Source organism: Streptomyces sp. MI02-7b (assembly GCF_033793585.1).
In the GTDB taxonomy this organism is placed as follows: domain Bacteria; phylum Actinomycetota; class Actinomycetes; order Streptomycetales; family Streptomycetaceae; genus Actinacidiphila.
Genome location: NZ_JARAWX010000030.1, coordinates 70,359 through 85,158 on the forward strand (window position 1 = coordinate 70,359; position 14,800 = coordinate 85,158).

Annotated in this window: 10 protein-coding genes; 4 read left to right on the forward strand and 6 right to left on the reverse strand. The window is 70.1% G+C overall.

What is annotated here, in order from left to right:
* Window positions 1-161: 161 nt before the first annotated feature.
* Together PV364_RS34900 and PV364_RS34905 are read right to left on the reverse strand one after the other, a co-directional pair.
* Window positions 162-1,367, reverse strand: coding sequence for a hypothetical protein (locus PV364_RS34900; protein ID WP_319664730.1), 1,206 nt, complete (start codon window positions 1,365-1,367; stop codon window positions 162-164).
* The gene (locus tag PV364_RS34905; RefSeq protein ID WP_319664731.1) at window positions 1,352-2,275 is read right to left on the reverse strand and encodes a hypothetical protein; all 924 of its coding nucleotides are present in this window, start codon (window positions 2,273-2,275) and stop codon (window positions 1,352-1,354) included. Before PV364_RS34905 ends, PV364_RS34900 begins: the two co-directional genes overlap by 16 nt.
* Window positions 2,276-3,461: 1,186 nt before the next feature.
* On the opposite strand from PV364_RS34905, the gene PV364_RS34910 reads away from it, so the two are divergent.
* Complete coding sequence (locus tag PV364_RS34910) at window positions 3,462-5,681, forward strand: carbohydrate-binding protein (RefSeq protein ID WP_319664733.1); 2,220 nt, start codon at window positions 3,462-3,464, stop codon at window positions 5,679-5,681.
* Between the two features lie 70 nt (window positions 5,682-5,751).
* Here the strand turns inward: PV364_RS34910 and PV364_RS34915 are convergent, their stop codons facing one another.
* A complete protein-coding gene (locus tag PV364_RS34915) occupies window positions 5,752-6,924 on the reverse strand; it encodes a hypothetical protein (protein ID WP_319664735.1) in 1,173 nt (390 codons plus the stop codon).
* Window positions 6,925-7,108: 184 nt separating this feature from the next.
* On the opposite strand from PV364_RS34915, the gene PV364_RS34920 reads away from it, so the two are divergent.
* Entirely contained in the window at window positions 7,109-9,043 is a 1,935-nt protein-coding gene (locus PV364_RS34920) for a GmrSD restriction endonuclease domain-containing protein (protein ID WP_319664737.1), read from the forward strand.
* Window positions 9,044-9,214: 171 nt separating this feature from the next.
* Here the strand turns inward: PV364_RS34920 and PV364_RS34925 are convergent, their stop codons facing one another.
* The 3 genes from PV364_RS34925 to PV364_RS34935 all read right to left on the reverse strand — a co-directional run bounded on the left by PV364_RS34925 (window position 9,215) and on the right by PV364_RS34935 (window position 13,564).
* Window positions 9,215-11,350: a UvrD-helicase domain-containing protein gene (locus PV364_RS34925; protein WP_319664738.1), complete on the reverse strand. Its 2,136-nt coding sequence runs from the start codon at window positions 11,348-11,350 to the stop codon at window positions 9,215-9,217.
* Window positions 11,351-11,421: 71 nt separating this feature from the next.
* Window positions 11,422-13,017 carry a serine/threonine-protein kinase gene (locus PV364_RS34930; RefSeq protein ID WP_319664762.1) on the reverse strand — a complete coding sequence of 532 codons (1,596 nt, stop codon included), beginning with the start codon at window positions 13,015-13,017 and terminating at the stop codon, window positions 11,422-11,424.
* Between the two features lie 31 nt (window positions 13,018-13,048).
* Complete coding sequence (locus PV364_RS34935; protein WP_319664740.1) at window positions 13,049-13,564, reverse strand: ATP-binding protein; 516 nt, start codon at window positions 13,562-13,564, stop codon at window positions 13,049-13,051.
* A 151-nt stretch (window positions 13,565-13,715) separates the two neighbouring features.
* On the opposite strand from PV364_RS34935, the gene PV364_RS34940 reads away from it, so the two are divergent.
* Both PV364_RS34940 and PV364_RS34945 read left to right on the forward strand, forming a co-directional pair.
* Window positions 13,716-14,588, forward strand: coding sequence for a helix-turn-helix transcriptional regulator (locus tag PV364_RS34940; RefSeq protein ID WP_319664741.1), 873 nt, complete (start codon window positions 13,716-13,718; stop codon window positions 14,586-14,588).
* Window positions 14,585-14,797: a DUF397 domain-containing protein gene (locus tag PV364_RS34945; protein ID WP_319664742.1), complete on the forward strand. Its 213-nt coding sequence runs from the start codon at window positions 14,585-14,587 to the stop codon at window positions 14,795-14,797. The genes PV364_RS34940 and PV364_RS34945 overlap by 4 nt, the downstream gene beginning before the upstream one ends.
* Window positions 14,798-14,800 lie beyond the last annotated feature (3 nt).

Genomic DNA, 14,800 nt, shown 5'->3' on the forward strand with positions numbered 1-14,800 from the left:
CCAACAGACGCTACTCTCAGGGGGGTTGGGACGCGCGAGACGCGGCCGTGTGTGAGGAGCGCTTCGATGGTGTCGGCCACCGCGCTCCACGTCGGTGACGTGTGCGACGCGCCGGAAGCCCTCCCGTTCCACGTACCGGGCGGCTGCGGGACGCCGACGGCTCACAGCCACTCGAGGAAGACCGTCCCGACGTCCAGGAACGGATGTGCGGCCCGCGTGACCTCTCCCTCGGACGTCGTGGGAACGACTCTGAAATCGGGACTCAGGTCCGCCGATCCGTAGGGCTCGTTGGGGGCGTGGACGGAGACGATGAACTCACCGCCGTCGGCCGAGACCAGCATGCCCTCGGCGACGGTTGCGTCATGGGGGTCGACCACACTGATCGGGTCTCCCACCGCCTGCCCGGAACGGGCATCCCTCACCCGGAAGGATCCCGACGACGCACGGCACAGCACTCTCGCATCGCTCACCCAGCCGACCACCCCGACGCAGTCGTTGAGCAGACCCGCGTTACGCGCCGACTTCCTGGTGAGCGCGGAGGACGAGTCGGGGGTGTCGAAGACGGTCCCGAAGACATGCGGTGCGGTTGCCGTGAGGCGTCGGCCGTCCGGGGACGGACGGACCATGTTCGCCTGCACGGCGCGGGGCGGCTGTCCTGCGACGTTCAAGGGGAGGTCGTGTCCGGAGGCCGGTCCTTCGTCCGAGATCTTTTGATCCCCCTGCACGGCCCGGGAGCCGATCCGCTTCTCTCCGGAACTGTTCGTGTAGGTGAACCACACGCTGCGGCCGTCGGGCGACATCACGGCGTTCTGCTCGTCACGGTTCCCCGCGGCGCCCTGTCGATCGGCGTCTTCCCGGGTGTCGCCGCTGGTCACGAAGTCGGCCCGCGTGGAGTCGGTTCCCGGTTTCCGGAGCACCACTGCCATGCGTGTGAAGCCCTGGTCGAAGAGGGCACGGATCCGGGGAACCATGAACTCCGCGTCGTCCACGGCATAAGGCGAGTCCGCGTCCGGCCCCTGCCCGCAGAGGTCGACGAGTGGGCTGTGCACCGCCACGACGCCGGGATGGTTGCCGAACGCCGCGTCGCTCGGGATCGCGAAGTATCTCTCCGCCAGGAGTCTCCACTCGTTGGGCCGCCATGCCCGGACCGCCACCGCGGCAAAGCGTGCGCCTGTCTCGCACGTCGCGGTGACGACCGTGTCCTCGCGGCTGAAGGGGCTGTCGGGGGGCGCGTATTCGCCCGTGGCCCGGCTCCGGGACCGGGCTCCGGTGTCGGATGCACCGCTGCCCGACTCCGTAGTGCAGGAGCCGAGGAGCAGGATGACCGTCGTGGCGACGAGCACCCTTCCGGCTAAAGCGCGTCGCACATCGGCTCCTGTGGCTCCTCATGGCATGCCGTCCAGGGAACCGAACCAGAGACCCACTTCTGCCGGGGATTCCGGGGAACCGACTCCGCGTGGAGGACAAGAGGGCCACCCTTGCCGTCCTTCAATCGGACGTACCCGTCGTTCTGGTAGGCGTCGACGTAGTGGACCTTGATTCCCCAGGTGCATGACCGGCCGGCAGACGCGATGGCCTCCACCCTCAGTCCGCCGGAGGGCTGTCCGCCGCCGACCTCCATCCGCCGGGTGCTGAAGTAGGGCTCTCCCTGCCCGTCGGCGTCGTCCGTCAGGACCGGTTCGTCGGCCCGGGGCGGAATGTGAAGGCGGATTCCCTCGTAGGCCGCCCCGCCCTGCGGGGGAAACGCCACGACCGTCTTCGCGGTGCTGGGCTCGCATCGTGCGTCGACCACCTCCCAGTCGTCGATCACCACTGCCTTGTCACGCACGCTCAGGATGTTCAGCTTGAAGACCGCGGCGAATTCCGTGCCGTCGGTGATCTGGCGATCCTGGTAGCGTTTCGGGGCGTTCTCCAGCAATGGTGCGTACGCCAACGCACGGCCACCCAGGCTCGTCAGATAGGAGAACGCGGCGGAACTGTCCTTCGAGGAGGTCATCTTCCGCGCTTCCGGGGCCGACAGTTCCCGGTCGAGCACCAAGGCCCATGCGCGGGGTTCGCTTTTCTCCGGCCGCATGGAGACGATGAAGGGCGACTCCGTCGCGTCGTTCTCCTTTTGGGCCTCGTGCTCTGCCGATGCGAACGGCCCGACGGAGAAGTAGTCCGAAGCCCATCCCATCGCGGCAGTGACGACACATAACGCCAGCGTGACGATCAGCGTCCGTCTCCTCTTGCGGGGGGAGGCGGTGGGATCGACGCCCAATTGCTCGGCGAGCAAGGCCCGGTAGCTCGGCCCTGAGGTCCCGTCAGTGCTCGCCGGGGCGCTCTGCCGGAGGGCTTCCTCGGATGTGCCGTCGCCCGGAGTGCTTCCGCCGGCGGTCCCGCTCGGCACCGTAGCAGCGGTCGTTGGTTGCGCACAGTCCCCATCGTTCCCGGACCCCGGCTCCGCGGTACCGCCCGAAGGTGTCGCTGCCGTCATTCTCGCCCCCGTTGATCGTGAAACGTGACGCCATTGCTCGCAACCACCGAGCAGAGGCCTCTGTTCGGGATCGGCGGCCGTGGGGCACCATACTGCAGAGCTCCGTCATGCCACGGGTGGACGGCGGCCGCCTCTGGCGTGATGTTCCGGCCGGTTCCAGGCCGGGTCGGCGAGGTCCCGTCAAGAGCACTCCGGATCGACGGGGCACTTCACCGTACGACGGGGCGTGGCGCCCACCGGCGAGACAGGAGCATCCGCCCAGCCGGGCCGTCAGGGCCGTGCCCACCTCGTACCTGCGCCGGAGGCTGATCGGCTCGTGCGGCTGCGCCGCCCCCTCTGGTTGATGCGGCGCTCCACGGTGTCGCGTCTGCAGTAGCCCTTGCCCTGCCCGTGCCGACCCGCAGCCGAGGTCCGGCCCGCATCCTGATCTGTTCGGACGGCGGCTTTGACCAAGGGCAACGCAGCTCGCGCACCTTCAAGCGCCCGCCGAAGCAGCACAGAGGCACTTTCCTCACGCCTTAATTCACGCCTTGACAGAACACCGACAAGCTGTTGAGATCTGCTCGCGTCCTGAGGAAGGAGGAGGGAGGAGGGAGGACAGGTTCCAGTACGCCGCCCGCCTCAGTAGCGCGCGTGAGGACAGGCATCCGTCACTGGCAACACGCGCCGAGTCGGGCACCGCTCGTCCGCATCGTTCGCATGCCCATCGACTCGGGCACACGGCTGAACCGGCCCGGGAACTCGAGAGGACCCCCGGGCAGGCGGAGGCGTCACGGGAACGCCCCCGCCCGCAGGGTCTGCTTGCGAGCAACGGAGCCGTCCGGAGCGAACCCCAACCAGCTACCAGCAGCGGGGGCTGCGCAGGATCCCGGGGCCATGTCCTCCTGATCTGCCGTCAGCGATCAGCGGTCAGCGGTCAGGCGACTGCGACCCACGGGATCGGACCGCGCACGACCCGCGCATCCCAGCAGAAAGGAAGGACATCGTGAGACGTTCCCTCATCGGGGCAGCCGCAGCTCTCACCTTGGTCGTTCTCGTCGGCACGGAGTCGGCGGCCCCGGCCGCCGTACCGCAGCACCACGGCTCCTCCGTGACGGGCACCTACTCCACGGGGGCCGACCACGCGTGGCAGCCGTTGCTGGGCGTGAGCCCTGGCGCCCCCGCCGACGCGACCGTCGTCGTCGACCCCAGCACCCCTCGTCAGAAGTACTCGGGCATCGGGTTCTCCCTGGACGAGACCAGCGTGTCCAACCTCTGGAAGCTCACCCCCGCCAAGCGCGAGGAGGCTGTCCGGCTGCTCGTCGACCCGAAGACCGGTGCGGGCCTGAACCGGTTCCGCCTGACGATCGGCAGCCCCGACCTCATCGAGCACCTGCCGTTCTGGTCCGAGGACGACCTGCCGGCCGGAGTCGCCGACGACTTCCAGCTGAAGCACTTCTCCATCCAGCGCGACATCGACCTGCACATCATCGACACCATCAAGCTGATCCAGCGCTACAACCCGAAGGCCACCTTCTTCGGCTCCGCGTGGAGCGCCCCGGCGTGGATGAAGACCAACAACCGGTTCACGGGCGAGGTCGCGCTCAAGCCCGGCAGCACGACGGACTACTACCAGGTCGGCAAGCTCCGGGACGACTGCATCGACGTCTTCGCCCGCTACTACGTCAAGTTCGTCCAGGCGTACGCCCGGCACGGCATCCGCGTGGACGCCCTGACCCTGCTGAACGAGCCCGGCATGGACGTGGTCTACCCGGCCATGGACATCAGCGTCGCCCAGCAGCAGAAGCTCGCCCTCGCGATCAAGAAGGCCCTGCACCGGGCCGGCTTGAACACCGGGCTGTACGTCCACGACTTCAACTTCTGGGACTGGCGCGACCCGAACAGCACGGCGACCAAGAACTACTACCGCATCTTCAACGACGCCCCGGACGGGTCCGTGACCGGCCGACAGGTCCTGAACGCGACGGACGCCGTGGCCTTCCACCCGTACTGGGGCGACCCGACGGTGATGCGCGACGCGTTCGAGCAGACCGGCAAGCCGGTCCACATGACGGAGACCAGCGACCTGTCTGCGGCGACGATCCTGAACTACTTCCGCCTCGACGCGAGCTCGTACGTCATGTGGGCGCAGACCACCGACCAGGACGGCGGCACGCTCCACTGGACGCCCGCCCGGGACAACAACGTCGACTGGGACGAGGTCGCCGCGACCACCAAGTGGCCCGACCGCCTGGTGAAGGTGAACACGACGGCCAAGGACTTCACCGTCCGCGACGAGCTCTACACCATGGGGCAGTTCGCGAAGTACCTGACGCCCGGTGACGTGCGGCTGGAGTCGAGCACCACGGCGGACGGCGTGAGCAACGTCGTCTACCGGCACGGCGCCGACCGGTTCACGGCAGTCCTGGGCAACGCCAACAGCACGGACTCCACGGTGCGGGTCGTGCTCGCCGATCGGTCGTTCGCGGTGAAGGTCCCGGCGCACTCGTACGCCACGTACCAGTGGAAGCAGCACCTCCCCCGCAACCCGCACAACAGGGCGCCGGTGGTGGCCCCCGTGCCGGACGTGGTGGCGGACCAGTACGGAACGCTGCAGGTCCCCCTCAAGGCCACCGACCGCGACGGCGACCGGCTCGCCTTCTACGCGACCGACCTCCCGGACGGCATCACGGTCGACCCCGCGACGGGAGTGGTGATGGTCAACCCGACCGTGGCGGGCGAGCACGATGTGACGGTGTACGTCACCGACGGCACCGCGCGCACGAAGGTGACGCTGCACGTGACGGTGCGCCCGCACAGCGCACCGGTCGGGGTCCGGGTCGAGGCGGAGTCGTACGCGGCCCAGCACGGCTGGACATCGGGCGGCGCCAACTTCATCGAGTCCAACCCGGCGGCGAGCGGCGGCGCGAACGTCGGCTGGACGGCGGCAGGCAACTGGCTGGACTACGCCGTCGACGTCCCGAAGGCGGGCACGTACGACCTGGAACTCCGCGTCGCCACGGGCGGCGGCGCGGCGGTCCCGGACGCACTGTCCTTCCGTGACGCGAACGGCACCACGCTGGCCACGGCCTCCGTCCCGGACACGGGCGGCTGGGGCACGTACCAGTCGGTGCACGTCCCGGTCACCCTCGCGGCGGGCGACCAGACGGTCAGGCTCTTCTGCGAGACGGGCGGCTTCAACATCGACTACTTCCGCCTGTCGTAGGGCACTGCCGGCGGGCCGCCGTCACACCTTGCAGCCCGGCAGGTGTGACGGCGGCTGTCGTGCTGAGCGGTCAGGAACGGGGGATCCCCATCTTGTCGAAGCGCTGCATGAGGGACGGCTTGCCCCTGTGCGCGGCCCGCAATTCCGCGGTCCGCCGATCGAAGTCCGCGGTGCCGCCGGTGCGGGCCTCCACATCGCGCAGGTCTCCCAGAAGTACGACAGCGGCGTCATAGGCGCCGGCCTTCTTCTGAGCGATCAGGTCGTCGACGTCCATCCACACCTGGTCGACGTTGCGGGCGAGGCGGTCGAGATGAGCCTCGCGTGCCTCGGCGGCGGCGCGCGCCCGGCTCCGCTCGGCCGCTGCGCGGGCGACGCGCTCGCGCTCCCGGCGTTCCGTACGGAGGGCATGGGCCCGGTCGAGGAGCTCGGCCGCGCTGCGCGGTCCGGTACCGCCGCGAGGGGTCGGGGCGTTGGTTGCGCGGTAGCGGGCCAGAAGGTGCGGTCCTGGGGAAGGCGCCGTACCCAGGGCGGCCTCCAGCAACAGGGTGTCCTTGTCGGCGGCGGGTAGCCCGGCGATGAAAGCCACCAGGGCCTTGCGGTTCACAGGGTCCGCACCGGCGGGTTCGCTGGCCTCGGCGGCGGTCGCCAGCAGGTCCATGTCGACGCCGAGGAACTCCGCCAGGGCCTGCTGGGGGCCGGTGAGCGCACCCAGCCCCGCGGGGACGGGCGGCTCGATCTCGCGGGCGTACTCCTCCTCGTCGTACTCCGCGAGCTCCCAGGCGGTGAGCCCGGCGAGCCATCCCAGATACAAGGGGCGCAGGTCTCCCGCCGCGAGTTCGGAGCGCAGCCCCACGAACGTCGAGAGCGTGTAGTGGGTGTCGAACTCCCACTCGGCGCCGTCCTCGGAGGACAGCGAGAAGTCCAGCAGGGTGTGCCCCGAGCGTGTCCGGACGCCGAGCGACTCCTCCATGGCGTAGGCAGTGGCTTCCTTGGCCCTGAGCGTCCCGGCGGGCAGACGCAGGAGGAGGCGGCGGCTGCCCCAGTTCGCGTAGTACAGATGGGCGTCGTAGAACTGCTCGACCAGCTTCGTCGGATCGCCCTTGAAGTCGCCCCACTGGTACTCGTTGACGAAGCGGGTCGGAGAGATGTCGGCGCGGGTGGACAGCGCCCGCACCTGTTTGACCTCGTCGTCGTCCAACGGCCGGTCAAGGGCGAGGAACTCGTAGTACTGGTACTCGCTCACGACCCGGCAGCCTACCGGCGCCCGGTCCTGCCCTGCCCCTGGGCCACTCATCGCCGCACGCCGGTCGAGGCACGGTCCGGTGCCTCTCGCGCTGCCCCGACCGGCCGGTCGACTGCTAATTTGTGGAGTTCGTACGGCGGCCTCGTGGGGGGAGCCTCCGGGCCCGGAAGGCAGGCAGCAAGACGTGCAGATTTCGCAGATTCTGGACAAGGTGGACGCAGGTGACATCGCGTTGCCCGAGTTCCAGCGTGGCTACGTGTGGACCCGGGACCAAGTGCGAGGGTTCTTCCAGTCGTTGTACCGCAACTACCCCATCGGCGGTTTCCTCACCTGGAGCACCAAAGCGGAAAGCGCCGACACCAGGGGCGGCCGTTCCGACAAGGACGGGACCATTCACCTCCTGCTCGACGGTCAACAGCGGGTGACCACCTTGTACGGCGTGACGCGCGGCCGGCCGCCCCGCTTCTTCGAGGGGCACCCGGCCACCCTGACAGGACTGCACTTCAACCTGCAGACCGAGGTCTTCGAGTTCTACGCGCCCGCGAAGATGAAGGACAACCCCGTCTGGGTGGATGTCACCGCTCTCTTCCAGGGCGGCCTGGGGAGTCAGCTGCTTACCGCGACTCAACTGGCGGCAGGTGACGCGAGCCTGCAGGTCGCCTACATCGAGCGCCTGAACCGCATCACGCAGATCAAGGATCGCAGCGTCCACATCGACGAGGTCACCGGGGAAGACAAGACCATCGACGTCGTCGTGGAGATCTTCAACAGGGTGAACTCCGGTGGCACCAAGCTGTCCAAGGGTGATCTGGCGCTGGCGGCCATCTGCGCCGCGTGGCCCGAGGCCCGTCCCACGATGAACGATGCCCTGAACACGTGGTCCGCCGCGGGGTTCGACTTCAAGCTCGACTGGTTGCTCCGCAACGTCAATGGGGTCCTCACCGGCGAGGCCCAGTTCTCCAAGCTCGCCGACGTCGACGTATCGGCGTTCCAGACAGGGCTGAAGGACACCATCGACTCCATCGGGTACCTGCTCAACGCGCTCGGCGGGCGCCTCGGACTCGACCACGGACGCGTGCTCAGCGGCCGGGGGGCGTTCCCGGTCATGAGCCGCCTCCTTTATCGCCATGACGGCTCGTTCCCGGACGCCGCGACCCGTGACCGGCTGTTCTACTGGTACGTCCACAGTTTCCTGTGGGGCCGCCACACCGGGGCCACCGAGACGGCCCTCAACCAGGATCTGCAGGCGCTCGACGACGGAGGGGTCGACGAGCTGATCGAGACGCTGCGCCGCAGCCGCGGCGGCCGACTCCTGGTCGGCCCCGACGACTTCGTCGGCTCCAGCATGGGTTCGCGCTTCTATCCGCTGCTCTACATGCTCACCCGAGTGTACGGGGCGCAGGACCTCGGCAGCGGAGTACCGCTTCGGGACGGCATGCTGGGCCGGCTGAGCTCCCTGCAGGTCCACCACGTCTTTCCCAAGGCCCGCCTGTACGAACACGGCTACAGCCGTGCCGAGGTGAACGCCGTCGCCAACTTCTGCTTCCTCACCCAGGACGCCAACCTTCGCATCGGGGCGAGGCATCCCGCCGAGTACCTGGAGGAAGTGGAAGCCCGCGTTCCCGGCGCCCTCGCCTCGCAGTGGATTCCCACGGACCGCGAGCTGTGGCGCATCGAGAACTACCAGGGCTTCCTGGCCGCCCGCCGTGAACTCCTGGCCCGTGCCGCCAACGAGTTCCTGCAGGCCCTGCACGACGGCCCGTCGCCTGTGGAACTCACGCCGTCCGCCGCATTCGGCACGGGGCCTGCCGCCGTGGCCTCGAATGAACCGGCGACCGAGGAGGAAGTGCCCGGCCTGGTGGCTCTCCTCGACGAACTCGAAGCAGCGGGCCTGGCGGCACCGGAGCTGGACAGCGAGGTCAGCGATTCCCGGAGCGGGGCCGCGATCACGGTGGCCGCAGCCTACTGGCCACACGGTCTCCAGGAGGAGCTGGGCGTCCCCGTCGTTCTGGCGCCTGACACCACCCCGGAGGAACAAACAGCGCTCGAGGCCGGCGACTACCGCGTCTTCCACAGCACGGACGCCCTGCGCCGCTACATCGCCCATCTCCACTCCTGACCAGGGCGGGCAGGACGAGTTCGGCACCGTGGCCTCCGTCCCCCGCCCACCCGAGCGTGTCTCCTTGCTGAGCCCGGCCGACCGCGTGCGGCCGGGCTCAGCAAGGCCGCCGCTCTCGGACGGCCCACCGCCGCCGTCACCGCCTCCGGAGGGGAGTTCTCTCGGGCCCGCTCAAGCGACGACACCGGCATCCACGAGGAAGGCGCTGGGCGTGCCCGTCCACGAGACGTGGACGCTGTCCCTGGCCCGGGTGCACGCCACGAACAGCAGGCAGCGCTCCGCCAGGAGGTCCGCTTCGTGCTGGAGGCTGTCCACGTCGGCGGGTGTCACCGCCTTGGGCGCGGGCAGGGTGTCCGCGTTCACACCGGTCACGGCGACGCAGCGGAACTCCAGGCCCTTGAACGCGTGCATCGTCCCGACACGGACGGCGTCCGCCCCCTCCGCGGCGTCGTCCCTCAGCCGCACCGCGGGGATGCCCGCGCCCGCCAGCGCGGCGAGCGCCTTTTCGACCCCCTTGTTGAAACGGGTGGTCACACCGATCTCCCCCGCGGCTATGCCGTTCTCCGTCCAGCCGCGGACGCGGTCCACCAGTGCCTCGAGTTCCGCTTCCTCCGACGTGGCCGAGTGGAGCTCGGGGCCGTTGCCGTGCAGGGCCGAACGGTAGCCGAGGAGGGTCTCGTTGCGGGCGTCGTCCTCCAGTTGCTCGAAGGGGCGGCCGACGAGGAGAGCGGTGGACCAGCTCAGGATCTCGTGTGTGGAGCGGTAGTTCTTGCGCATCTTGGTGGAGCGCCCGGCCACGTGGATGCCGAGGGTCCGCAGCGAGACCTTCGTGTCGTAGATGCGCTGGTGCGGGTCGCCTGCGATGAACAGGTCGTCGGGGCGTGCCGGTGCGGCGGCACGCAGCAGCCGCCACTGGGCCGGGTGCAGGTCCTGCGCCTCGTCGACGACGATGTGCCGGTACTGCGGCCCGCTCACCGCCAGCAGCTCGGCGGCCTCGGCGCAGGTGCCCAGGTAGGTGCGCAGGCCGTCGGCGGTGAGGCGGTCGGTGAACTCCCGCACGGTCCGCCACACCAGCGGGCGCTCGGCGGCCGGCAGGCGGCTGCCCCGGCCGCGCCGGTCGGCGGCCGCGTACTCCTCCAGGCTGCGCAGGTTCTGGGCGAGGATGACGTGCCTGTACTCCTGGACCAGGAACCGGGCTGTTCCCGTGAAGCCCGTCGCTTGGGCGGCCTGCTCCCACCGGGTCTCCTCCTCGCCACCGCGCAAGGGGCGGCGCGCGGTGGACACGACGCGGCTGGCGTACGCGTCGACGGTGGTGACGTCGACGCGGGCACGCAGTTCCACGTCCTCCACCAGCGTGGCAAGACCGGCACGCAACGCGGCGACGAGGGCGTTGGTGTACGTCGTGAGCAGGATGCGGTCGCCGTCACGCAGATGCCCCAGCAGGTGCTTGACGCGGTGCAGGGCGACGACGGTCTTGCCGGTGCCGGGGCCGCCGCTGACCTGGGCCGGCCCGGAGTAGCTGGCCCGGTAGGCGACCTTGTGCTGGGAGGGGTGGAGGTACACCCGCCAGGCGGCGAACGGCTTGTCGAGGATGTCGCGCAGCTCGTCGGAGGCGGTGACCAGCGCGATGCGCGTGCGGGTGTGGCGGATGGCGGTCGCGTAGTCGGTCGTGTCGACCGGTTCGGACGCGGAGGCGGGGAGGCTGACGGAGACCAGGTCGCGCCAGACCTCCTCCACGCTGAAGCCCTCGGCAAGGTATTCCAGCACTTCCCGCTGGTCCTGCGGGAAGTAGGGCGCGAATGCCTCCAGCTGCTCCTTGCTGGTGAGGACGCGGGCCTGGCGCAGGGTGGTCTCGTCGATGCCGAGGGCGGCCAGGTCGCCGTCGGAGACCTTGGCGAAGAGCCGCTCGTCGGGCGCGGCGGCGATCCGCTCGTAGGCGGGGGTCAGCTCGTCGAGCATGGCGATGTCGCGGACCTCGACGGCCCGGGTGACGGTGTTGATGCTGGCGCGCTGCTTGACCGCCCAGGCGATGGCCTTGTCGTGGGGCATCACCCGCAGCAGGACGAAGGTGTCGCCGCTGTCGGGGGCGAGCACCACTCCTCGGGTGCCCTGGGAGATGCGGATGGTCCGGATGTGCGGGTCCTTGGCCTGCTTCAGCGATTCCAGCTTCAGGCCCGGGTCCTTGAAGAGCTGGTCGAGGGTGAGACGCTCGAACTTCTCCCAGGCGTCGAAGACGCCCTGCTTGTCGGCGCCTTGGAGCTTGCCGAGCTGGGCGCAGAAGCCGATGTCGAAGGCGAGGTGCGGCATGGGTCCGGTTCTCCGTTTGCGCTGCGTGTGCCATGAGTCTGCGAGGAACGGGGCGCGGTGGGGCTACGGGTTCATCCGGCGGCGTCGCCGTCGAGGCCGAGGCGGATCACGGCGAGTGCCTCGGCGATCTCGGCGGTCAGCTCGTCCTCGGGGCCGAACACCATGCACATGTCCTGGTGGAGGGGTTCGAGGACCTGCCGGGCCTCGGCGGCGCGGCCCTGGGCGAGCAGCAGCATCCCGATGTTGTGCCGCAGCTCCACCGCCTCCTCGCTCACGTCGCTGTCGACGGCCCGTACGACGTTCAGCACTCCCTGGAGCGCGGCGAGGGCGTCGGTGACCTGGCCGAGTTCGGCGCGGCAGCGGGCCGCCTGGGCGCGGCAGGCGCGGGCCTGCTCGCCGGTCGGTCCCGCGCTGCGGGCGTACGCGTCGGCGAGGGTGTCGAACTCGGGCAGGGCGGCCCGGTAGTCGCCCCCGAGCAGGCGGATCGCCGCCCGCCGGCGGCGCAGCGCCAGTACCTGCTTGCTCTCGGAGCCGAGCGCGCGGGCCGCCGGTTCGATGATCTCGCCGAGCACTTCGACGGCCTGCGCGAAACGCTCCTCCTCCAGGAGGGCCTCGGCGTGCTCGTACGCCTCCTTGATGTCCGCGCGCAGCCGGGCGGGGACGGGCACCGGCTGGACTCCCGGGGCAGCGACGCCGTTCGGCGCCGGATCGCCGGCCGCGGCGGCCCCGGCCCGGGCGCGGGCACGGGGCGCGTACGGGCGGCGGAACACCGCCGTCGGGTCGGGCGCCTCTGCCGGGCCGGCCTCACCGGCTCCCGGTTCCTGTCCGGGCGGCGGGATGAACGGCAGCAGCCGCGCGTACACCGCCTGGGTGTCCTCGGGCCGCGCTTCGGGAGCCTTGCGCAGCAGGTGCAGGACGAGCTCCTCCAGCGCCTCCGGCACGTCGGACCGCAGCTCACGCAGCGGGGTGGGTGCCGCGTTGACGTGCTGGTACATCACCAGGAATTCGCTGTCCGCCGCGAAGAGCGGGCGCCCGCCGAGAAGTTCGTGCAGGACGCAGCCCAGCGCGTACAGGTCGGTCTGCGGGGTGATGCTTCCGCCGCGCACCTGCTCGGGTGCCATGTACTGGTGCGTTCCGATGGGGCTGCCGGTCGCGGTCAGCTTGGTGACGTCGGTGCGGAGGATGGCCGCGATGCCGAAGTCGAGGACCTTCGCGGTGCCGTCGCGGGCGACGAGGATGTTGCTCGGCTTGAGGTCGCGGTGGATCACCGGCACGTCGTGCGCGTGCGACAGGACGGTCGCGACCTGCGCGGCGACGGCCGCCGCCCAGCTGACGGGCAGCGGGCGGCCGGGGTGGAGGTAGCCGGTCAGGGGTATGCCGTCGACGAGCTCCATGACGAGGAACAGCCGCTCGTACGACGCGTCGAGCACCGCGTCGTACACCTGCGGCACCCCGGGGTGCTGGATGCGCGCGGTGATCCGGGCCTCGCGGCGGAAGCGCCTGGCGAACTCCTCGGCGAGCTGCGGGGAGGTGATGGACGCCTGCCGGATGAGCTTCACGGCGACCGGCCGGTCGAGCACCGCGTCGTAGCCGCGCCACACGTCGCCCATGCCGCCGTGGCTGAGCTCCTCCAGGAGTTCGTAACGGTCGGAGATCGCCTGCGGCACCTTGCCCCCGGTGTGCGTGAAAAAGCGACGGTCAGGGGTCAAGTGTGGCCGGTGCGCCGATCTCCCGTCCAGCAGGGGCGGCGACCGTACGGCCTCCCGCCGGCAGGGCGTACTCCGCCCACACCGTCTTGCCGGGGCCGTCGGCACGCGGGTGCCAGTCCCAGCGGTGGGCCAGGTGGTCCACCAGGATCAGGCCGCGCCCCGTGTCGCCGGTGGGCGGGGACGTCGTCAGAGCCGGCACACGCTCGGCACGGGTGTCGGTGACCTCGACGCGCACCGCCGTCGCGTTCCGGAACACCGCCAGGTGGAAGTCGCGGCCGGGCACGCGGCCGTGCCGGACCGCGTTCGCGGCGAGCTCGGCGACGATCAGCGTGAGGGCGTCGTGCGCCTCGCAGGCGTACGGGACGCCCCACGCGTCGAGCCGCTGCCCGACGAGGAGCCGGGCGAGCCGCGCACCGCGCGGGGTGGAACTGAACCGCATGGCGAAGTGGGCACCGTGAGCGGCAGGTCCACCGGCGCGGAACAAGGGTGTGATCTCGCTGTTCATGCCTCCACGCTCCCGTTCGGTGGCGTAGCGTGACCAGTGGTGACGCGCCGTCGCGTGTGGTTTGTACGCGCCGGGGCGGGGTCTGTACGCGGCGCGCGGCGTGTCCTGCTCGGGGGCGCCGCGTTCTCGATCGGGGAGGCGGGTGGATCCGATGGAGTCTTCGGAGACGGTCGAGCGGCTCCAGGGCGTGCGGGAGGACGTCGCCGGGCCGAGGCCCGAGGACGAACCGGGCTCGGGCGTGGTGGCCGCCTTCGGACGGCAGTTGAAGCTGCTGCGGGTCAGATCCGGCATGGAACGCGCCGAGTTCGGCAAGCTCACCGGCTACGCCGCCCAGTCGGTCGCGTCCTTCGAGCAGGGACGGCGAATCCCTCCGCCGCGCTTCATCGACCGTGCGGACGAGGTGCTGGACGCCGGTGGCGTCCTCAAGGCGCTCAAGGACGAAGTGGGGCGGGCCCAGTACCCGGCCTTCTTCCGCGACATGGCGCGGCTGGAGGCGGAGGCGGTCGAGCTGTGCGCCTATGACACACATGTGGTCAACGGACTGCTCCAGACCGAGGAGTACACCCGGGCCTTGCTCGCCATGCGCCGCCCGCTCCTGGACGAGGAGACGATCGAACTTCGGGCGGCGGCCCGGCTCGCCCGGCAGACAATCTTCGATCGCTGGCCCGCGCCGCTGCTGAGCTTCGTGCTGGAGGAGTCCGTGCTGCGCCGGCCGCTCGGCGGCAAGGCGGTGCTGCGGGGACAGCTCGAACATCTGCTGCTCATCGGACAGAAGCGCAACGTCGAGATCCAGGTCATGCCGCTCGACCGCGAGGACAACGCGGGCGTGGACGGCCCGTTCACCGTGATCACCCGGAAGGGCGGAGAGCAGTTCACGTACATGGAGGTACAGGGGCGGAGCAGCCTCCTGACGGACCGGGAAGAGGTGCGCCTGGCGGCCGCCCGCTATGGGATCATCCGGTCCCAGGCTCTCACTCCGCGAGAGACCCTGGGACTCATCGAGAAGTCGCTGGGAGAGCTATGAACACCGAAGAGAGCTCGGTCGACCCTCAGGAACCCGCCTGGTTCACGAGCAGCTACAGCGGCGCCGAGGGCGGCCAATGCGTGGAGGTGGCCTTCACCTCTGGTGCCGTGCACATCCGGGACTCGAAGGACCGCTCCGGGCCGGTCCTGACGGTCACGCCCGAGGCCTGGGCCGGGCTCGTCCGGCTGGCCGCCGGGCAGCAGGTCTGATCC